The sequence below is a fragment of the Streptomyces ferrugineus genome (genome assembly GCF_015160855.1).
Classification (GTDB): domain Bacteria; phylum Actinomycetota; class Actinomycetes; order Streptomycetales; family Streptomycetaceae; genus Streptomyces; species Streptomyces ferrugineus.
Map to the genome: position 1 here is coordinate 802,893 of NZ_CP063373.1, position 21,385 is coordinate 824,277.

Here is a 21,385-nt window from a genome sequence, read left to right on the forward strand (position 1 = left end):
CCGGCCGATCGTCTCCACGCGGGCGATCGGCCTTGTGGTTTGAAGGAGTGCCGTGCCCAGCCCCTCTCGCCGCCGCTCGCTCGCGGGTGTCCGGCGCCATCGCGCCGGACGTCCCGCGCGTGCCGTCGCCCTGACGTCCGGCAGTGTGCTGCTGGCACTGTGCGCCACCTTGTTGCCGTCGCCCGTGCTGACGCCGTTCGCCCAGGCCGCCCCGGGCGTGTCCGGGGACGACAGCGCCCCGCCCGAGCAGCGCACCGGCACCGCGGCGGGCCGGGGCCACGAGGTGGGCGCCGGGCGCACCGACGCCACCGGAAGAGACACGCTGGACGCCGAGGACCTGAAGGCGGCCAAGGGCGCGCTGCGGCTGCACGAGTCCGGCCCCGGGTTCACTCCCGTCGAGCCGAAGGTGAAGACCCAGAAGCTCGAACCCACCACCACGGGCGGCTCGGACGGCTCCACGGGCTTCGACGCGGGGCGCAGCGTCGAGCTGTCCGGGGAACGGACCGCGAACTCCAAGGAGTTCCGCAACCCCGACGGCACCCGCACCACCCGCGTCTACACCGAGCCGGTGCACTACCGGGACGACTCCGGGACCTGGAAGGAGATCGACACCTCCCTGGTCCCGGCCGCCAGGGCCGAGGGCACGCCGGAGGAGGCGGGCGGCGACCGGCTCGCCGCCAGCGCCGACGACACCGGACTCACCCTGGCCACCCGTGGTGACGACGCCGCGCTGGCCGAGCTGAAGGTCGACGACGGCCGGCACAAGGTCGGCTTCGGACTGGCGGGCGCCTCCGGCAGCACCGCCGAGGTGCACGACGACGCCGCGCTCTACGAGGACATCCGGCCCGACTCGGACGTGGTGCTGGAGGCGGCGCACGGGGCCGTCAAGGAGACGATCGTCCTCAACTCGCCCGACGCGCCGCGGGACTGGACCTTCCCGCTCGACCTCGACGGGCTCACCCCGTCGCTCGACGAGCACGGGGCCGTGCTGCTGAAGGACGCCCGGGGCAAGGCCCAGGCCGTCATCCCGAAGGGGTGGATGGAGGACTCCGGCCACGACCCGGAGACCGGCGGCCCGGCCCTCTCCGGGGACGTCGACTACCGCCTGGTGAAGCGCGACGGCCGCTGGTCGCTGAAGGTCGAGCTGGACGACGCCTGGCTGGACGCGCCGCAGCGCGTCTACCCCGTGCGGGTCGACCCCAGCGTCGACGACATCGACACCAACGGCGACTCCTTCGTCCAGGACACCTGGCCGGACGGCAACTTCGCCGGTGACGACGAGCTGAAGATCGGCAGCTACGACGGCGGCACCAACCGGGCGATCAGCTACATGCGGTTCGACAACGTCACCAGCCAGCTGAAGAATCGTTACGTCCTCAACGCCGACCTCGGCCTGTACAACGTCTGGTCCTCCAGCTGCACCGCGAAGGAGATGACGGTCAACCAGGTCACCGGCTCGTGGAGTTCCACCACGGTCACCTGGAACAACCGTCCGCCGAGCGCCGCCAACGTGATCGCCTCCGACTCCTTCGCCTACGGCGAGAACTGCGGCGGCTCCAAGTGGCGCGTCATCGACCTGGGCAAGAAGGGCACCGACCTCGTCGAGGGCTGGGTCAACGGCTCGGTCACCAACCACGGCCTGGCGATGTGGGCCGACTTCGCCTCCTCCGGCCCCTGGAAGCGCTTCGGCAGCGCCAACTCCGCCAACAAGCCCTACCTGGCCATCACACACAGCGCATACGGCGCCCAGTACAGCGTCGGCTCACAGACCGCCCCCCTGACCGGTGGCCAGAGCGGCGAGGTCACCGTCAACGTCAAGAACCTCGGCGACTTCACCTGGGAGCCGCTCGGCTGGAACGAGGTCCGCCTCGGCGCCCGGGTCCGCGACTACGCCACCGGCGCGCTGAAGAGCCAGGTCGCCTTCACCCGTCTCAACGAGCGGCTGACGCCCGGTGACGACACGACCCTCAGCGCCCGCATACCCGCGCTGCCACCGGGCCAGTACAAAATCAACTTCGACATGCAGCGGCTGCGGGACCAGAAGTGGTTCTCCAGCGAGGACGTCCCCGTCGCCACGGTCACCGTCACCTCGCAGGACGTCGGCCCGCGCATCACCGACGTCTACCCGAACCCGGGCGGTCAGGTCGGCAGCCTGACCCCGGCGCTGTACATGTCCGCAGAGTCCATCGACGACTACCCGGCGGGTGCCGCCCTCAACTACTACTTCGAGGTCTGCGAGGGCACCGCCGGCACCCCGACCGGCTGTGTCAACTCCGGCTGGCTGACCAAGCGCACCTGGAACGTCCCGGCCGGCAAGCTGACCTGGGGCAAGCAGTACATCTGGCGCGTCAAGGCACGCGAGAACGGCCTGGCGACCCCGCTGAGCCCCTTCTACACCTTCACCACCGCCGTCGAGCAGCCCGCGATCACCTCGCACCTGGGCGGGCAGGGCCTGTCCGGTTCAGGCCGTGAGGTCGACCCGGGCATCGGCAACTACACCACCACCGACACCGACGCCACGGTCGCCACGGCCGGCCCCGGCCTGACCGTCACGCGCACCTACAACAGCCGCGACCCGCGCTCCGACAACGCCTTCGGCGCCGGCTGGTCCACCCGCTACGACATGCGGATCGAGCCCGACGCCGACGGCACCGGCAACGTCGTGGCCACCCTTCCGACGGGCCGTCAGGTCCGCTTCGGCAAGAACCCCGACGGCAGCTACGCGCCCCCGTACGGCAGCTTCTCCACCCTCACCGCCGTCACCGGCGGCGGCTGGAAGCTGACCGACAAGGAGCAGACGACCTACGCCTTCGACGACGGCGGCCGGCTCACCGGGGTCACCGACTACCGGGGCCGCGAACAGACCCTCACCTACAACACCTCCGGCGAGCTGACCACCGTCACCGTCACCGGCGGCCGCGCTCTGCACCTGACCTGGTCGGGCGGCCACGTCGCCACCGTCACCACCGACGCCCCCGCCGCCGGCGCCGACCCGCTGACCTGGTCGTACACCTACGACGGGGACAAGCTCACGCTGGTCTGCGGCCCGGAGGACAGCCTCGGCGCCTGCACCGCGTACGGCTACGGCGACGGCTCCCACCACCGCACGGTCGTCCGTGACGCCGGGCCGTTCTCCTACTGGCGCCTGGACGAGCAGGACGGCGCCACCGACGCCGCCAGCGACCTGCCGCTGGACCGCGACGCACACGCCGGCACCTACCGGGACGTCCAGCTCGGCACCGCCGGCGCCCTCGCGGGCAGCGCGGACACGGCGGCCACCTTCAACGGCAGCACCTCCTATGTGCGGCTGCCGGACCAGCTGGTCACCGACACCCCGTATCTGACCGCCGAGCTGTGGTTCCGCACCACCGGCAGCGGTGTGCTCCTCAGCTACCAGAACCACACCCTGGAGGAGGCCACCACCGGCAAGTACACCCCGGCCCTGTACGTGGGCACGGACGGCAAGCTGCGCGGCGAGTTCTGGAACGGCGCCGCCGCACCGATCACCTCCGGCTCCGCCGTCAACGACGGCACCTGGCACCACGCGGCCCTGGCCGCCGCCGGCAACACCCAGACGCTGTACCTGGACGGTGCGAAGGTCGGCAGCCTGACCGGCGACATCACCCAGGACGACCAGCGCTTCGTCTACCTGGGCGCCGGCTACTGGAACAACTGGCCCGCCACCACCGGCACCATCGGCCACTTCACCGGCGACATCGACGAGGCCGCGGTCTACAGCCGCCCCCTCGGCGCCCGCACCGTCGCCGAGCACCACGCCGCAGCCCGGGTCGCCCAGCAGCTCACCAAGGTGACCCTGCCCAGCGGCCGGGTGCATGCCCAGGTGGCGTACGACACCGTGCACGACCGGGTGTCGTCCTACACCGACGCCGGCGGCGGCACCTACGCCCTGTCGGCGCTGAAGGTCACCGGCACCGAGGCCAAGCCCGCCACCGACGACGCTCCGGCCGTCGCCGGGACCACCACCCTCACCGCCACGGTCACCGACCCCGACCAGCGCAAGTCCAGCTACACCTACGACCCGTTGCAGGGCAACCGGCTGATCGAGCAGACCGACGCGCTCGGCAACACCGCGCACTTCGCGTACGACACCGGCGGCTTCCTGGCGGCCACCACCGGCCCCGACGGCTCGGTCACCCGCCTCGGCCACGACGAGCGCGGCAACAAGATCTCGCAGACCACGTGCCGCGACACCGCTGACGAGAACACCTGCCGCACCTCGTACTACAGCTACCACCTGAACACCGCCGACCCGCTCGACCCGCGCAACGACCAACTCACCGCCGTACGCGACGCCCGTTCGTCGAGCGCGAGCGACGACACGTACCGGACGAGCTACGGCTACAACGCCTACGGCGACCGGACGTCCACCACGACCCCGGCCACCGCGGACTTCCCCTCCGGCCGCACCGAGTCGTTCACCTTCACCGACGGCACGGAGACCGCGGTCGGCGGCGGCACGGTCCCGGCGGGCCTGCTCGCCACCAGCACCGACATGCGCGGCAAGGTGACCACGCGGCAGTACACGGCGGCCGGCGACCTCGCCAAGGTGACCGACCCGGCCGGTGTCGTCACCGAGTACACCTACGACGCGCTCGGCCGGGAGACCGGCAACAAGGTGATCTCGGACGCGCACCCCGACGGCGTGGCGTCGGCCACGACGTACGACGGCGAGTCCCGCCCGGTCACGGTGACCGGTCCGGCCATGGCCAACGCGGTCACGGGCACCGATCACCAGGCGCGCACCACGTACACCTACGACGAGGACGGTCGCGTCCTGACCGAGTCCGTCGCCGACCTCCTCGGCGGCGACCAAACGCGCACCACCACCCGCACGTACGACACCCACGGCCGCCTCGCCACCCGCACCGACCCCGAGGGCAACCAGGAGACGTACGCCTACGACGTCTACGGCCACCAGACCAGCCGCACCCTGCCCGGCCAGGGAACCTTCCGGTACGCCTACACGGCCCTGGGCAGACTGGCGACGGTCACCCTCACCGGCTACACCGGCGACCCGAACAACCCGGCCGCGGCGAAGGACGTGGTGCTGGACTCCTACGCGTACGACCCGGCCGGCCGCCTGGCCGAGCACACCGACGCGATGGGCCGCACCACCCGCACCACCTACTACGACGACGGGCTGGAGGCGCAGCGGATCCTGGCCGGCTTCCACAACCCGGACGGCACCACCCGCGACCTCGTCCTCAGCGACCGCGCCTACGACGCGGCGGGCCACCTGACCCGCGAGACCACCGGCAACGGCAAGGTCACCACCGCCTACGAGATCGACGCGGCCGGCCGCACCACCGCCGAGGTCCTCGACCCGTCGGGCCTGGCACACCGCACCGCCTTCACGTACGACGCCGACGGCGCGGTGCGCTCCGAGACCCGCACCGGCGCGGGCGGCACCCGCGCCGAGAAGGTCACCTACGAGCGGCACGTCACGGGCGCGGTCACCCGGCAGACGGTCGAGAACGGCACCGACGACCTCGTCACGACCTACACGGTCGACGACCGGGGCCTGGTGGTCGCGGAGACCTCCCCGCGCGGCAACGCGACGGGCGCCGACCCGGCGGCGTACACCACCGACCACACCTACGACGCGCTCGGCCGCCTCACCGAGACGCGGCTGCCCCCGGTGACCGCCGAGACCCGGCAGTCGGCGGCGGCCACCGTCCGCCCGACGAGCACCGTCGGCTACAACGCCTTCGGCGAGGTGACCGACGCCCGCGACCCGAACGGCAACGTCGCGCACACCGCGTACGACCGACTGGGCCGGGTGACGGACACGACCCTGCCCGACTACACCCCGCCCGGCGCGACAACCCCGCTGACCAGCACGGTCTCCCGCAGCTACGACGCGGCGGGCAACCTGGCCGGCGAGACCGACGCCCTCGGCAACGTCACGACGTACACCTACGACCAGCTCGGCAACCTCGCCAAGGTGACGCAGCCGGCCCCGCAGGACGGCGCCGCCGCCCCGGTGTCCACGTTCACCTACGACCTGCTCGGCGAACAGCTGTCGGCCACCGACCCGACGGGCGCCCGCACCGAGGCGACGTACGACGACCTCGGCCGCCAGATCACGGCCACCGTCATCGAACGCCGCCCGGCACAGGGCGTGTTCACGACGACACTGCGCTACGACGACGCCGGCAACCTGCTGTCCACGAACAGCCCGACCGGCCTCACCACGTCCGGGACCTACAACGCGGCGGGCGCCCCGCTCACCGCCACGGACACCGCGGGCGGGGTGACGGCGTACCGCTACGGCCCCACGGGCCTGCCCGAGTCGGTGACGACCCCGCAGGGCCGCACCAGCCGCACGACGTACGACCTGGCGGGCCGGGCGACGGCGACGAGCGACGAGGACAGCGCCGGTACGGTCCTGCGCGCCGCGGACTCGACGTTCGACGCGGACGGCAACCCGGTCGCGGTCACGGACGCGCTCGGCCACACGGCCACCCAGACGTTCGACGCGCTGGGCCGTCTGACGAAGCTGGCCGAGCCGGTCGACGCCGACACCTCGATCACCACCACGTACGGCTACGACGCCGCGGGCCACCGCACGCGGCTGACGGACGGACGGGGGAACACCACCTGGTACGACTTCACGTCGCACGGCCTGCTGGAGTCGGTGGTGGAGCCCTCCACCACGGCCCACCCGGACCCGGCGGACCGCACCTGGACCACGGTGTACGACAAGGCCGGCCGGCCGGTGAAGGAGCTCCAGCCGGGCGGCGTGACGGTCGAACGCAGCTTCGACGCGCTGGGCCGTCTGGCGCGGAACGCGGGCGCGGGCGCCGAGGCGGCCACGACCCCGGACACCTTCGGCTATGACGCGGTGGGCCGGCTGACCTCGGCGAGCGCTCCGGGCGGCACCGACACGTTCACCTACGACGACCGCGGCAACCTGCTGTCGGCGGGCGGCCCGTCCGGCACCGCCACCTTCACCTACGACGAGGAGAGCAGGCTCACCGCCCGCACGGACGCGGCCGGCCAGGCCACCTTCGGCTACGACACGGCGGGCCGGCTGAGGACGGCGGCGGACCCGCTGACGCGGACCACGCTGACGTACGGCTACGACACGGCCTCGCGCCTGACGTCGATGGCGTACGGCGGCGCGGGCGCGACCCGCACCCTGGGCTACGACGTCCTGGACCGTCCCACGTCGGACGAGGTGAAGTCCCCCTCCGGGACGACCACGGCGTCGGCGGCCTACACCTACGACAAGGCGTCCCGCCTCGCCGAGAAGACGACGACGGGCACGGCCGGCGCGGGCACCCAGTCCTACGGATACGACTGGGCGGGCCGCCTGACCAGCTGGACCGGCGTCGACGGCACGGTCACGTCGTACACCTGGGACGAGGCGGGCAACCGCACCGGCGCGGGCGGTGCGACGGCCGTCTACGACGAACGCAACCGGCTGCTGTCGGCCGGGGGCACCACCTACACGTACTCGGCGCGCGGCACCCGCACCGGCAGCACGGACGCGAGCGGCACCCACACCGCGGCCTTCGACGCGCTCGGGAGGATGGTGTCGGCGGACGGCACGACGTACGCGTACGACGCGCTGGGCCGCCTGGTCCAGCAGGGTGCCGACACGCTCACGTACGCCGACCAGTCGAACAACCCGGTCGCGACGGCCGCGGGCCTGGTCTTCCGGGACCCCGCGGGCGAGGCGCTGTCCTCGGCGGCCGGCGACGGCACCGACGCGCGCGGGCTGCTGTCGGACGTGGTGCACGACGATGTGACGGGCGCCCTCGATACGGCGACCGGTGCGCTGGGCGCATCGACGTCCTACTCCCCGTTCGGCGAGATCACGGCTCAGTCGGGCACCGCCGGACCGCTCGGCTACCAGGGCGAGTACACCGACCCGGCCACCGGCCGGGTGAACATGCACGCCCGCTGGTACGACCCGGCGACGGGCGGCTTCTCCGCGCGGGACTCCTGGACGCTGAACCCGGTGCCGTCGATCAACGCGAACCGGTACGGGTACGGCAACGGCGATCCGCTGCGCAACACCGACCCGAGCGGACACGACGTCTGTCTGTTCGGCGGCTGCATCGACACCGACTGGGTCGACAAGGGCATCCGGGAGGCCGAGAGGTACGCCAACAAGGGGTACAACGCGGCCAAGAAGGGCGCCCGCTGGGTCGTCAGGAACCCCGGCAAGTCGCTGCGCTTCCTCGGCAAGAGGGCGCTCGGCCCGATCGGCTGGGCGTGGGACGCCTACGACCTGTACAAGCAGCTGAGCAACCAGCAGACCCGCTTCGAGACGCTGCCCTACGCCACCCCCATCCCCTCGAACCCGAACAACTACAGGACCGGCCCCTACCGTGGCCGCGTCATCACCACGTCCTCCGGTTACGGCGGTGGCGGTGGCGGCGGTGGTGGCGGCGCCGCCGGCCCGTGCGCGTTCCGCTGCGTCGACGTGGGCCCGCCGCCGCCCCCGCCCCCGCCGCCGTGGGCCGAGCTGATCAAGCAGGCCCTGACGACCAAGACGGCACGCCCGACCTCGGGCAACCAGGTCGACAAGGAGCACCAGAAGTACGTCGACGACGCCTTCACCCGGGTGCAGAAGGACCTGAAGCTCTCGGAAGACGAGCTGCGCGGCTTCTTCAAGATGTTCCCGCGTCCGGCGGAGGGCTCGTCCTACCAGGAGGAGTTCGCCAACTTCGTCAAGAACTGGCAGGACCAGGAGGAGAACTGCACCTCGGGGAACCAGAGCTCGATCTACTACCATCCGCTCGACGACCTGGACCGGGCCAGGGGCGCGGTCGGGTGCCTGCAGAAGGACGCCATCAAGCTGACGGGGCGCGGTGCCGAGCCCGACGACAAGGACACCGACCTGGTCGGCAGTGACACCCGCCGCGACGGCAAGCACGATCCGGCCGGATACCAGAAGGGCAAGGGTCTCGCCAGGGGCCACCTGATCGGTCGGCAGCTCGGCGGCAGTGGGACGGAGATGCGCAATCTCGTCCCGCAGTACACGATCCCGAACTCCGTCATCCAGAAGGGCTTCGAGGACCGCATCGCCAAACGCATCGCCGGCGGCGAACGGGTCTACTACCTCGCTGTTCCGCTGTACGACGGCGATTCCGTGATCCCGTACGAGACCCGGCTGTACGCGATCGGCAATCAGGGCACGAACGACTCGCTCGTCGTGAAGAACACGCCGACGGGGAGGTAGACGGCGGCCGGGGAGGGGCAACCCCTCCCCGGCCGCTCAACGCACCAGCGGGAACCGGTCCCTGACCGCGGCGAGCAGCCGGCGGTGGCTCGCGGTCCAGTCGGGCGGGGTCACCACGGGCACCGTGACGAAGACCTGCGAGCCGGTGACGTCGTAGACGCTCACCTCCGTGCATCCGCTCTCGGTCTTCTCCGTGGGGTCGATCATGATCCGCGGGGAGCGTCCGCTCTCCAGCCAGGTCGCCTTCCGCCCGGCGTCGGCGGAGTCCAGCACCTCGGCCCAGCCGTCGAGGTCGTACGCGTTGAGATACAGCTCGACGCGACCACTGACGAACCCGGTGTCGACCAGGATCTCGGCCTGGAGGGCGTCGTAGTCGTCGGAACCCGAGAGACTCAGGCCATCGATGACGCGCACCGAGACGCTCTGCTCCTCGTCCGAAAGGTGAATCAGCTCGACAGGGCTGGAATCGGGCATGGCGTACTACCTCTTTCGATGACACGGGCGAGTGAGCGTCCGGAAGTCTACGGACGGCAAAGGGCGCCCGGTGTTCGCCGGGCGCCCTTCACCGTCGTGCACGAGACGACTACAGCTTCTCGATCACGTGGTCGACGCACTTCGTCAGCGCCTCGATGTCCGCCGGGTCGATCGCCGGGAACATCGCCACGCGCAGCTGGTTGCGGCCGAGCTTGCGGTAGGGCTCGGTGTCGACGATGCCGTTGGCGCGCAGGACCTTGGCGACGGCGGCCGCGTCGACCTCGTCCGTGAAGTCGATCGTGCCGATGACCTGCGAGCGCTTGGCCGGGTCGGTGACGAACGGGTTGGCGTACTTGATGTCCTCGGCCCAGCCGTACAGCGTGCGGGCGGAGGTGGCGGTGCGGCGGACCGCCCAGTCGAGGCCGCCCTGGCCGTTGATCCACTCGAGCTGCTGGTTCAGGAGGAAGAGGGTGGCGAGGGCCGGGGTGTTGTACGTCTGGTTCTTGCGGGAGTTGTCGATCGCCGTGGGGAGGCTGAAGAACTCCGGGACATGGCGGCCGCTCGCGTGGATGCGCTCGGCGCGCTCGATCGCGGCCGGGGAGAAGACGCCGATCCACAGGCCGCCGTCGGAGGCGAAGGACTTCTGCGGGGCGAAGTAGTAGACGTCGGTCTCGGCGACGTCCACCGGGAGGCCGCCGGCGCCCGAGGTGGCGTCGACCAGGACCAGCGCGCCCTCGTCGGCGCCGGCCACGCGCCGGATGGGCATGGCCACACCGGTCGAGGTCTCGTTGTGGGTGAAGGCGTACACGTCCACGCCCGCCTGCGCGACCGGCTCCGGGTGCGTGCCCGGGTCGGCGGTGATGACGTCCGGCTCGGCGAGCCACGGGGCGAGCTTGGCGGCCTTGGCGAACTTGGAGCTGAACTCGCCGAAGGTGAGGTGCTGCGACCTGTTCTCGATCAGGCCGTGCGTCGCGATGTCCCAGAACGCGGTCGAGCCGCCGTTGCCGAGGATGACCTCGTAGCCGTCGGGGAGCTGGAACAGCTCTCGGATGCCCTCGCGCACCTGGCCGACCAGGTTCTTCACCGGGGCCTGGCGGTGGGAGGTGCCCATGAGAGAGGTACCGGTCGCGGCCAGCGCGTCCAGCGCTTCCGTCCGCACCTTGGAGGGGCCCGCGCCGAAACGTCCGTCGGCGGGCTTGATGTCAGCGGGAATCTGGATCTCAGCCACGAAGGGGAGCGTAGCCGTTTCGGGAAACCTGGGCGAAACGTCGTCCGTCGGATGAGACGGCGTTGTGGTGTTTGATGTGGTACTCGGGCTCGCGCCTCTGCCGCGCGGCGTCGTACTGCTCGGGTGTTGCCCCGGCCCATCGCATCGACATCACAACAGACATGACGAACCCGTCCTCCTCGCTGTGACCCTCCATACGGCCACAGGTCTGTGCTGTTACAGGTGACGCTAGGCAACTGGGGGTCGGAAGCGCGCGCTGTGACGGCCGGGCGGGTGATCAGCCGCCCTCAGTGTCGGTCAGCGCGGCGACGGGCCGGGCCAGACGGCCGAGGCGTCGTCGCGGTGCGGGGCGGGGAGGTGGATCGGGCGGACGGGGAGGGGGCGGTGGTGGCCCTCGGTTGTGGCCGTCCAGGGGGTGGGGCGGCCGGAGTAGCACAGGGTGGTGAGGACGAAGACGCCGTCGGCATAGACCTCGACGTACTCGCCGATGGTCAGGATGCGCAACGAGGTGGCGGGTTCCGGCAGGAGGGTTTCGCCGAGGCGGCCGCCGTCGGGGCCGGTGACCCAGAGGTTCTTGCCGTCGCAGCCGACCGTGAGCGCGGGGCGGGCCGTGTCGGAGACATGCGTGCGCAGGGTGATCTCGGTGCGGCCGGAGATGTCGACGTCGCCGACGGCGTGCAGGGGGGCGTCGTAGGTCGCCTCGCCGAGCCAGGGGTCCAGGCCCGGCCACCATTCCAGGCGGGGTGCCGAATCCTCCGGCACGACAAGGGACTTGGGCTGGGCGAGCATGCCGCGGCAGCGGTCGCCGGTGTCGGTGAGGCCGACGCGGCGCGGGGTGGTGTGCAGCACGACGCGGGAGCCGTCGGGGGCGGCGATGACGCGGGGGGCGTAGGAGCCCGTCGGGCCCAGGGGACCGCGGCGGGTCCACGGGCCGCGCAGGCGCGGGGCGGTCCACGCCTCGAAGCCCCGCGTGGCGCCGATGGAGCCGAGCAGCAGCCAGCCGCCGTCGTCGAGGCGCTCCAGGACCGGGCACTCCAACTCGTCGACGTCGCCGGGGGAGACGAGCGGCGGATGGACGGTCCAGTGCTCCAGGTCGTCGGAGGTGGCCAGCGCGACGCAGCCGCTCACCTCGACGGGCAACGAGGCATCGCTGGCGCAGACCACCATGACCCAGCCCTCCGACTCGTCGTCGCGTACGACGAAGGGATCCCGCCAGCCCATGCGCTCACCCGTGCGGTACCAGCGCGCGTCGGCCTCGACGACCGGTTCCGTGCCGTGGCGGCGCCAGCCGGTGCCGTCGGTGCGGTCGGAGTGGGCGAGGCCGACCGACTGGAGCGGCCAGCCGCCGGGGGTCAGCCCGCGGACGCCCGTGTAGAACATCGCCATGCCGGCGCCGTGCGGGAAGGCGTGCATCGTCCACACCGCCTGCTGGTCGAAGCGGCCCGGCAGACCGTTGCCGAAGGCCGTGCCCCGTGGCTCCCAGTGGACCAGGTCGGTGGAGGTGGCCCGGCCGTACGACGTCTCCATGCGCAGGTGGTCGAACTCCGTCGTCCACGGGCCCTGAAGGTGCAGCACGGTGTACGTGCCGTCCGCGTCGCGCAGGAGGTCGAAGTCGTTCACGCAGAGGCCGGGCGGGGCGTATCGCATGGACAGGTCCTGTCTGCTGGGAGCGGCACTCAAGCGTGGTACGCAAGCGGTACTCAAGCGTGTGCGCTGTGTTCTGGCTGGTGAGCGTTTCCTCTGAGAGTCAGCCGAAGTAAATATGAACGCAAACGCTTGCGCAACCGGGTGGGCGGGTTTACGGTCTCGTCACTCGCCCTCACGCCGACGTGAAATCCGAACCCTCCACGGGACCCCTCACGCGGCGTGCACCCGATCAAGGAGCGTCCCGTGACGGTCAGCATCACCGATGTCGCCGAGGCCACCGGCGTCTCGGCGTCCACCGTGTCCCGCGCCCTGCGCGGCCGCCCCGGAGTGTCGGAGGAGATGCGGGCACGGATCGTCGCGGCCGCCGCCGAGCTGGGCTACACCGCCTCGCGCTCGGCCTCCAGCCTGGCCAGCGGGCGCACCTACACCATCGGCGTCGTCGTCCCGTACGTCGGCCGCTGGTTCTTCGGCACCGTGCTGGACGCCGCCGAGAAGGCCTTCAGCGCCGCCGGCTACGACGTCCTGCTGTACAACCTCGGCTCACCGGAGGCACGCAAGCGCTTCTTCACCAAGCTGCCGATCCGCAAGCGGGTCGACGCCGTGCTCTCCCTGCTGATCCCGGACCCGGAGGAGGCCGCCGCCCTGCTCTCCCTCGGCGTCCCGCTGGCGACCACGGTCGGCGGCGCCCGGCCCGGCTTCATGGTGGTCGGCATCGACGACCGCGGCGGGGCGGAGAGCGCCGTACGGCATCTGGTGAACCTCGGCCACCGGCGGATCGGCATGATCTCCGGGGCCAGCGAGCCGCTGCACTGGACGACGCCGATCGACCGCCGGCAGGGCTACCTGGACGTGCTGGCCGACGCCGGCATCGAACACGACCCCGCCCTGGAGGCGGACGGCGGCTACACGGTCGAGGGCGGCGAGCGGGCCATGACCGAGCTGCTGGCCCTGCGCCATCCGCCGACCGCCGTGTTCGCCCAGTCCGACGAGATGGCGATGGGCGCGCTGCGCGCCCTGCGCCGGCACCGGCTGAGGGTTCCGGAGGACGTGTCCGTCGTCGGCTTCGACGATCACGAACTGTCCGAGGTGGTCGGGCTGACCACCGTGGCCCAGCCGGTCGCGGCCCAGGGCCAGGAGGCCGCCCGGCTGCTGCTGGCGCGGCTCGACGGCCCGGACGCCGGGCCGCGCCGCCCCGTCGAGATGCCCATCCGTTTCATCCTCCGGGAGACGACCGCTCCGCCGAACCCCGGCCGACAGCGCTGATCCCGTACCCCGTACCCCGCATCCCGTACCCCGCACCCCTTCGCCCCCAGGCCCCCACACACCTCGCACCCACCGCACACCCGCACGGAGGCACAACCATGATCACCGGCCCCAGAAGGTACCGTCGCACGGGCCTGACAGCCCTGGCCCTCCTTCCCCTGGCCGCGCTGGCCGCCTGTGGCGGAGGCGGCGGCACCGACACCTCCGCCGAGGAGGGCAGCGGCAAGGGCACCATCAGCGTCTGGGCCCACCAGGGCCAGGCGAGCGAGGCGACCGCGCTGCAGAACGCGGTGAAGTCCTTCAACTCCTCGCAGAGCGACATCAAGGCCGAGCTGAAGCTGATCCCCGACAACGACTACACCAAGACCATCACGGCCACCGACGCCTCCGAGCTGCCGGACGTGCTGGAGTTCGACGGCCCGACGATGGCGAACTTCGTCTACAACAGCAAGCTCGCCCCGCTCGACGACTACCTCTCCGCCAAGACCCTCGACAACGCCACCGACGCCATCAAGGCGCAGGGCGAGATCGACGGCAAGCACTACGGCCTGGGCATGTTCGACTCCGGTCTCGGCATGTACGCCAACAAGAAGCTGCTGGACGCGGCCGGCGTGAAGTACCCGACGAGCCTCGACGACGCCTGGACGGCCGCAGAGTTCGACAAGGCCCTCAAGGCGCTGAAGGCCAAGGACTCCGACGGCAAGGTCCTCGACATCCAGGAGGGCAACGGCCTGGCCACCGAGTGGGGCACCTACGGCTTCTCCCCGATCGTCTGGTCGGCCGGCGGCGCCCTGCTCAAGGACGGCAAGGCCGCGGGCGCCCTCGACAGCCCCGAGGTCGTCTCGGCGCTGAAGACCTTCCAGTCCTGGAAGCCGTACGTCGACCCCAACACCGACGGCAACGCCTTCGCCAAGAGCAAGGTGGCGCTGAGCTGGGTCGGCCACTGGATGTACCCCGCGTACAGCGAGGCCCTCGGCGACGACCTCGTCGTCCTGCCGCTGCCGGACTTCGGCAACGGCACCAAGACCGGGCAGGGTTCGTGGGCCTGGGGCATCGGCGCGGGCAGCAAGAACGGCAAGGCCGCGGGCGCCTTCCTGGACTACCTCATGAACGACACCAACGTCGGCGCCATGACGAAGGCCAACGGCGCGGTGCCCGCCACCGAGTCGGCGCTCGCCAAGAGCGAGCTGTACAAGCAGGGCGGCCCGCTCCAGCTCTTCGCCGACCAGCTCGCCAAGGCGTGCGGGGACAGCGACATCAGCAAGTCCTGTGTCGCCGTCACCCGCCCGGTGACCGCCGGATACCCCACGGTCACCGCCAAGTTCAGCGAGGCCCTGAACTCCATCTACGGCGGCGGTGACCCGAAGGAAGCCCTGGAGAAGGCCGCCCGCGCCATCGACCGGGACTTCACCGACAACGCCGGCTACGAGATCCCGTAACCCGTAACCCGCAGGACGCATCGGCCGGGCGGGCACGGTCGGCAACGTAGCGACGCAGACGAAGCGACGCATGCGTACCGACGTAGACGTGGCGACGTCACCGACCGCGCCCGCCCCCGCCGGAAAGAGGACCCTCCCGTGAAAACCGTGGAACCCGCGCACGCCGCGGCCCCCGGCGGGGCGCAGACCGCCTCGTCCGCGCCCTCCGCGAAGCCCTCGCGCCCGTCGCGCGGGAACCGCGACTGGCTGCACGGACTGCTGATGTCCGCCCCGGCCGTCGGCGGGCTGATCGCCTTCGTCGGCATCCCCTTCGGCTACGCCGTGGTGCTCTCCTTCTACAACGTCCGCCTCGGCTCGCCGCTGGAGCCCACCTTCTTCGGCGTGGAGCACTACCGGCGGCTGTTCACCGACCCCGACCTGTCCGGCCCGTTCCTGCGTGCGCTGCTGAACAACCTGACCTTCGCCGCGGTCGTCGTACCGCTGCAGACGGGGCTGGCGCTGGCACTGGCGATCCTCCTCAACCGCAAGCTGAAGGCCATCGGCCTGTTCCGGTCCCTCTTCTTCATGCCGGTCGTCTTCCCGATGGCGCTGGTCGCCGTGATCTGGCGGCTGATCCTCGCCCGCAGCGAGCAGGGCATGCTCAACTCCCTGCTGGACGCGGTGAGCTTCGGCAACTGGGGCGCCTTCGACTGGCTCGGTGACGGCGTCACCGCGATGGGCTCGATCATCGTGCTGTCGGTGTGGCAGGGCGTCGGCTTCCAGATGGTCATCCTGCTGGCCGGCCTCCAGCAGATCCCGGGCGAGCTCTACGAGGCGTCCCAGCTGGACCGGGCGTCGCGCTGGCAGCAGTTCCGGCACGTCACCCTGCCCGGCATCCGCGGCACCCTCGTTTTCGTCGCGATGCTCACCTCGGTGCTGTCCTTCCGGGTCTTCGACCAGGTGTACATCCTCATCCGCGGCGGCGGCCTGGACGAGGACGCCACCCGCACGGTGATGTACCAGGCCGTCACCACGGCCTTCGACCAGAACAACATCGGCCAGGCCGCGGCCATCACGGTGGTGTTCTTCCTGATCGTCGTCGCCCTGACGATCGTCCAGCGCCGCGTCGTCCGGCCCGACAACGAGGACTGACCCCACCATGGCCATGACCCGTACGCCCGTACGCCGCGTCGTCGACTACACCGTCCTCGGCGTCCTGGCGTTCATCTTCGCCCTCCCCGCCCTCTACCTCTTCCTCGGCAGCCTCAAGCCGTCCGACGAGGTGCTGAACGGCCTGACCGGCTTCCTGCCCACCGACCTGTCCTTCGACAACTACGCCGCCGTCTTCGACAGCCTCAGCTCCGACAGCACCGGCTACTTCTGGCAGTTCATGGGCGTGTCGGTGCTGCTGTCGTTCGTGGTGGTGACGGGCGGGCTGATCGTCAACTCGATGGCGGCGTACGGGCTGACGCGGCTGAAGTGGCGGGGCCAGAACGCGGTGTTCACGCTCGTCCTGCTGCTGATGCTGATCCCGTTCGAGTCGGTGGCGGTGCCGCTGTTCTACATGTTCAACGGCCAGCGCAACACCCTGTTCATCCAGGCGCTGCCGTTCGTCGCCAACGCCTTCGCCATCTACCAGTTCCACACGTTCTTCCGGAAGATCCCGCCGAGCATCGAGGAGGCGGCCCGGCTGGACGGCGCGGGTCCCTGGCGCACCTTCTTCGCGATCATCGTGCCGATGTCCAAGCCGGTGTTCGCCTCGGTCGCGATCCTCACCTTCCTCATCCAGTGGGGCTCCTTCCTGTGGCCGGTGCTGATGGTGTCCGACCCGTCGGTGCGTCCCCTCCCGCTGGAGATGAGCGTCTTCCAGGGGCAGCAGCCCCCGGACTGGGGCCAGATCCTCGCCTTCGGCGTGCTGCTGGTGCTGCCCGTGCTGATCGTCTTCGCGTTCTTCCAGCGGTGGTTCGTGGAGGGGGTGGCCAGTTCCGCCGTGAAGGGCTGAGGCACGGGGGCGTCGCCCCGGCCCGTCACTGTCAGTGGTCGGGGGCATGCTGGATGTATGACGGATCTCGAAGCGCAGTTGCGTGCCGTTGTCCGGGGTGACGTGGGGTTCGACGTCACCTCTCGGGCGCTGACGACCATGGACGCGTCCAACTACCGGCGCGTCCCGCTGGGCGTGGTCGCGCCGCGTGACGCCGACGACGTGGCGGCGGCGCTCGCGGTGTGCCGGGAGCGCGGGGTGCCGGTGGTCGCCCGCGGTGGCGGCACCTCCATCGCCGGACAGGCCACCGGCACCGGTGTCGTCCTGGACTTCACCCGGCACATGAACCGGCTGCTGTCGCTCGACCCCGGGACCCGCACCGCCGTCGTCCAGCCCGGCCTCGTCCTGGACCGCCTCCAGGAGGCCGCCGCCCCGCACGGGCTCCGCTTCGGACCCGACCCCTCCACCCACAGCCGCTGCACCCTCGGCGGAATGATCGGCAATAACTCCTGCGGCTCGCACTCGGTGGCCTGGGGCACGACCGCGGACAGCGTGCGGGAGCTGGAGGTGATCGGCGGACGCGGGCAGCGGCTGCGGCTCGGGCAGGGGTGGGCCGGTGCGCCGGAGGGGCTGCGGGCGCTGGCTGAGGGGGAGTTGGCCCGGCTGCGGACCGGGTTTCCCGAGCTGCCCCGCCGTATCTCCGGGTATGCGCTGGATGCCCTGCTGCCCGAGAACGGCGCCGACGTCGCCCGCTCCTTCTGCGGCAGCGAGGGCACCCTCGGCATCCTCACCGAGGCGGTCGTACGCCTCGTGGAGGCGCCACGCGCGCGTGCGCTCGCCGTGCTGGGATACGGCGACGAGAGCGCGGCCGCGGAGGCCGCTGCCGGGCTGCTGCCGTACGGGCCGCTGACCGTGGAGGGCATGGCGGCCGACCTGGTGCCCTCGGCGCACACCCTGCCCAGGGGCGGGGCCTGGCTGTTCGTGGAGACGGGCGGCGACTCGGAGGCGGAGGCACACGCGCGCGCGGAGGCGATCGTGCGGGCCGCCGATGTCGTGGACTCGATCGTCGTCACCGATCCAGGCCGGCAGCGGGCCCTGTGGCGTATCCGGGAGGACGCCAGTGGTACGGCGACCCGGATGCCGGACGGCAGCGAGGCCTGGCCGGGTTGGGAGGACTGTGCCGTGCCACCACACCGCCTCGGCGCGTATCTGCGGGACTTCCGCGCGCTGCTGGCCGCGCACGGGCTGCGCGGGACGCCGTACGGGCACTTCGGGGACGGCTGCATCCACGTCCGGATCGACTTCGACCTGCTGACACAGGCGGGCGTCGGCCGCTTCCGGCGGTTCTCGGAGGAGCTCGCCGAGGTCGTCGTGGCGCACGGGGGCTCGCTGTCCGGGGAGCACGGGGACGGGCAGGCGCGGGCCGAGCTGCTGCCGAGGATGTACGGGGCTCAGATGGTCGCCCTCTTCGAGCGGGCGAAGGGCGTGTGGGACCCGGACGACCTGCTGAACCCCGGGATGCTGGTGCGCCCCGCCCCTCTCGACGCCAACCTCCGTTTCTCCGTCCTGCCCCGCGAGCCTGTGGACGTGGCCTTCGGCTACCCGGCCGACGGCGGGGACTTCTCGGCCGCCGTACGGCGCTGCGTCGGGGTCGCCAAGTGCCGTACGACCTCGGCGACCGGCCCCGCCGTGATGTGCCCGTCCTTCCGGGTGACCGGCGAGGAGGAGCACTCCACGCGCGGGCGTGCCCGGCTGCTGCACGAGATGCTCGCCGGGGAACTGGTCACCGACGGGTGGCGTTCCACCGAGGTGCGGGACGCGCTGGATCTGTGCCTGGCCTGCAAGGGCTGCCGGTCCGACTGTCCGGTCGAGGTCGACATGGCCACGTACAAGGCGGAGTTCCTGCACCACCACTACGAGGGACGGCGGCGCCCGGCCGCGCACCACAGCATGGGGCGGTTGCCGCGGTGGCTGCGCGCGGTGGCACGCACGCGTACGGCGCCGTTGGCCAACGCCCTCGCCGCCGTACGGCCGTTGGCGTGGGCGGCGAAACGGGTCGGTGGGATCGCTCCGGAGCGGGAGATCCCGCGGCTGGCGACACGGACCTTCAGCCGCTGGTGGGAGCGGCGGGACAAGGCGGCCGTGGGCGATGCTGAGCTGGTCATCCTGTGGCCGGACACCTTCACCGAGCACCTCTCGCCGTCCGTGGGCCGGGCGGCCGTACGCGTGCTGGAGGCGGCCGGACTACGGGTGGCGCTGCCGCCGACGGTGCGCCTGCGCAAGGCGCCGGGGGGTGCGGGAGTGGCGGTGGCCATGGACCCGAAGTCCCTCCTGCGCGGCCGGGAGCGCGTCTGCTGCGGACTGACGTACGTCTCCACCGGGCAGCTCGACCGGGCCCGGGCGGTGCTGCGGCGCACGCTCGACCTGATGGAGCCGGTGCTGGAGACGGCAGCCCCGGTCGTCGTGCTGGAGCCGAGCTGTGCCGCGGCGCTGCGCTCGGACCTGCCGGAACTCCTGCACGACGATCCGCGGGCCCGCCGCCTGGCCGACCGCGTCCTGACCTTCGCGGAGGCGCTGGAGCGGCTGGCTCCGGACTGGACGCCGCCCCGCGTGGACCGGCCGGCGGTCGGGCAGACCCACTGCCATCAGCACGCGGTCCTGGGCGACTCGGCCGACCGGCGGCTGCGCGAGGCCGCCGGTCTGGCCGGGGAGCTGAGCGGCGGCTGCTGCGGTCTCGCGGGCAACTTCGGATTCGAGAAGGGTCACTTCGAGGTGTCGGCGGCGTGTGCCGAGGAGCAGTTGCTGCCGGCCGTGCGGGAGGCGGGGGAGGGGGCCGTGGTGCTGGCGGACGGGTTCTCGTGCCGGACACAGTTGGAGCAGCTCGCCGGGGTGCGGGGGCGGCATCTGGCGGAGGTTCTGGCGGAGGGGCTGTGTGGCGATGCGATGGGCGACCTGTGAATCGACTCGACCTGCGTTGCCTGCCGATCAGTCACGAAGCCCTGAAAGCTACCCAACCCGCCGGTCACTTTTCACCCGGGGACGGAGACAGGACTCCGGGGTCGTCAGGGGGTGCCGGGCTCGTGCGGGATGTGTCGCCGACCGGCTCTGCGGCCGAGCGGCGGAACATGGCGCGATAGTCCCGCGGTCGCCGGCCCGTGTGCCGGGCGAAGACGGCACTGAACGTGCTCGCGTCGGCGTACCCGAGGTCGGCCGCGATGCGTGCGACCGTCCTGTCGGTGGTTTCCAGCAGATGCCGGGCCCGGCGGACCCGAGCGGACTGCAGGTACGCGAGGGGGGTCTGGCCTGCCTCCTCACCGAAGCGACGGAGCATCGTCCGCGTGCTCACGTGAAATGCCGCGGCGAGGGCGGAGAGGTCGTAGCGGGACCCCAGATTCCGGTCGAGCCACCGCTTCACACCACGGGAGAACTCGCGGCCTGCGACGGGCAGCAGCGCCGGGTCGACGTACGGAGTCTGGGTGGTACGGGCGTCGTCGACCAGCGCCACGCGCGCGGTGCCGCGGGCGACGCCGTGGCCGTCCTGCTCGCGGATGAGCTGGAGTGCGAAGTCGTACATGGCACTGAAGGCGGCCGTGGTCGTCACCCCGCGGTCAGTTACGACCAGGCGCTCGGGGCATACCTTCACGTCGGGGTACCGGCGGGCGAGGCGATCCGCGAACAACCAGGAGGTCGTCGCCTCGCGCCCGTCGAGCAGGCCGGCCTCGGCAGTGAGGAAGGCGCCGACGCAGATCGACACGACGGCGGCTCCGGAGACTGCCTGCGAGCGAATGGCTGCCACCTCGGGCCGCAGGTTCGCCAGTGCCGCGTCGAGATCGAGCGCGGGCGAGAGCTCGAAGCCCGGCACGATCAGCACGTCCACCGGGCGCATGGCCGAGACGCCGACAGTCAGACCACCGGACGTGATCACCCGCCGCCTGGGCGAGACCACGGACGCTTCGTACGAGGGTCGTGCCACCCCCTGCGCCGCAGCGACGTGACGGGCCATCACCAGCAGGTCCGGGACTCCGAACACCTCCGAGCCGAAACACCCGGGGTAGGCCAGCACTCCCAGTCGCAGTGAACTCACCTGTCCCCCCGGCACGAGCGGGTGGCGATTTCGCCGCAGTATCTGGCGATGTCGCCGTTTCTGAGGGAGACAGTCT

The 21,385-nt window shown here is 71.5% G+C and carries 10 protein-coding genes; 6 read left to right on the top strand and 4 right to left on the bottom strand.

Annotated elements, in window-relative coordinates; genetic code table 11:
* Positions 1-52 precede the first annotated feature (52 nt).
* Complete coding sequence (locus IM697_RS03895) at positions 53-9,214, top strand: DNRLRE domain-containing protein (RefSeq protein ID WP_194044699.1); 9,162 nt, start codon at positions 53-55, stop codon at positions 9,212-9,214.
* Between the two features lie 36 nt (positions 9,215-9,250).
* Here the strand turns inward: IM697_RS03895 and IM697_RS03900 are convergent, their stop codons facing one another.
* The 3 genes from IM697_RS03900 to IM697_RS03910 all read right to left on the bottom strand — a co-directional run bounded on the left by IM697_RS03900 (position 9,251) and on the right by IM697_RS03910 (position 12,563).
* A complete protein-coding gene (locus IM697_RS03900; protein WP_194044701.1) occupies positions 9,251-9,688 on the bottom strand; it encodes a DUF5959 family protein in 438 nt (145 codons plus the stop codon).
* 109 nt (positions 9,689-9,797) lie between these two features.
* A complete protein-coding gene (gene serC / locus IM697_RS03905) occupies positions 9,798-10,916 on the bottom strand; it encodes a phosphoserine transaminase (protein WP_194044709.1) in 1,119 nt (372 codons plus the stop codon).
* A gap of 297 nt (positions 10,917-11,213) precedes the next feature.
* Positions 11,214-12,563, bottom strand: coding sequence for a glycoside hydrolase family protein (locus IM697_RS03910; protein WP_194044711.1), 1,350 nt, complete (start codon positions 12,561-12,563; stop codon positions 11,214-11,216).
* 243 nt (positions 12,564-12,806) lie between these two features.
* On the opposite strand from IM697_RS03910, the gene IM697_RS03915 reads away from it, so the two are divergent.
* The 5 genes from IM697_RS03915 (at position 12,807) to IM697_RS03935 (ending at position 20,183) form a co-directional block, all read left to right on the top strand.
* On the top strand, positions 12,807-13,826 hold the full coding sequence (locus tag IM697_RS03915) for a LacI family DNA-binding transcriptional regulator (protein ID WP_194044713.1): 1,020 nt from the start codon (positions 12,807-12,809) through the stop codon (positions 13,824-13,826).
* A gap of 98 nt (positions 13,827-13,924) precedes the next feature.
* Complete coding sequence (locus tag IM697_RS03920; protein WP_194044715.1) at positions 13,925-15,265, top strand: ABC transporter substrate-binding protein; 1,341 nt, start codon at positions 13,925-13,927, stop codon at positions 15,263-15,265.
* A gap of 138 nt (positions 15,266-15,403) precedes the next feature.
* Entirely contained in the window at positions 15,404-16,396 is a 993-nt protein-coding gene (locus tag IM697_RS03925) for a carbohydrate ABC transporter permease (RefSeq protein ID WP_194044717.1), read from the top strand.
* Between the two features lie 7 nt (positions 16,397-16,403).
* Positions 16,404-17,246, top strand: coding sequence for a carbohydrate ABC transporter permease (locus IM697_RS03930; RefSeq protein ID WP_194044730.1), 843 nt, complete (start codon positions 16,404-16,406; stop codon positions 17,244-17,246).
* A 57-nt stretch (positions 17,247-17,303) separates the two neighbouring features.
* A complete protein-coding gene (locus IM697_RS03935) occupies positions 17,304-20,183 on the top strand; it encodes an FAD-binding and (Fe-S)-binding domain-containing protein (RefSeq protein ID WP_194044732.1) in 2,880 nt (959 codons plus the stop codon).
* Positions 20,184-20,247: 64 nt separating this feature from the next.
* Here the strand turns inward: IM697_RS03935 and IM697_RS03940 are convergent, their stop codons facing one another.
* Positions 20,248-21,309, bottom strand: coding sequence for a GlxA family transcriptional regulator (locus tag IM697_RS03940; RefSeq protein ID WP_228044490.1), 1,062 nt, complete (start codon positions 21,307-21,309; stop codon positions 20,248-20,250).
* Between the last annotated feature and the right edge of the window lie 76 nt (positions 21,310-21,385).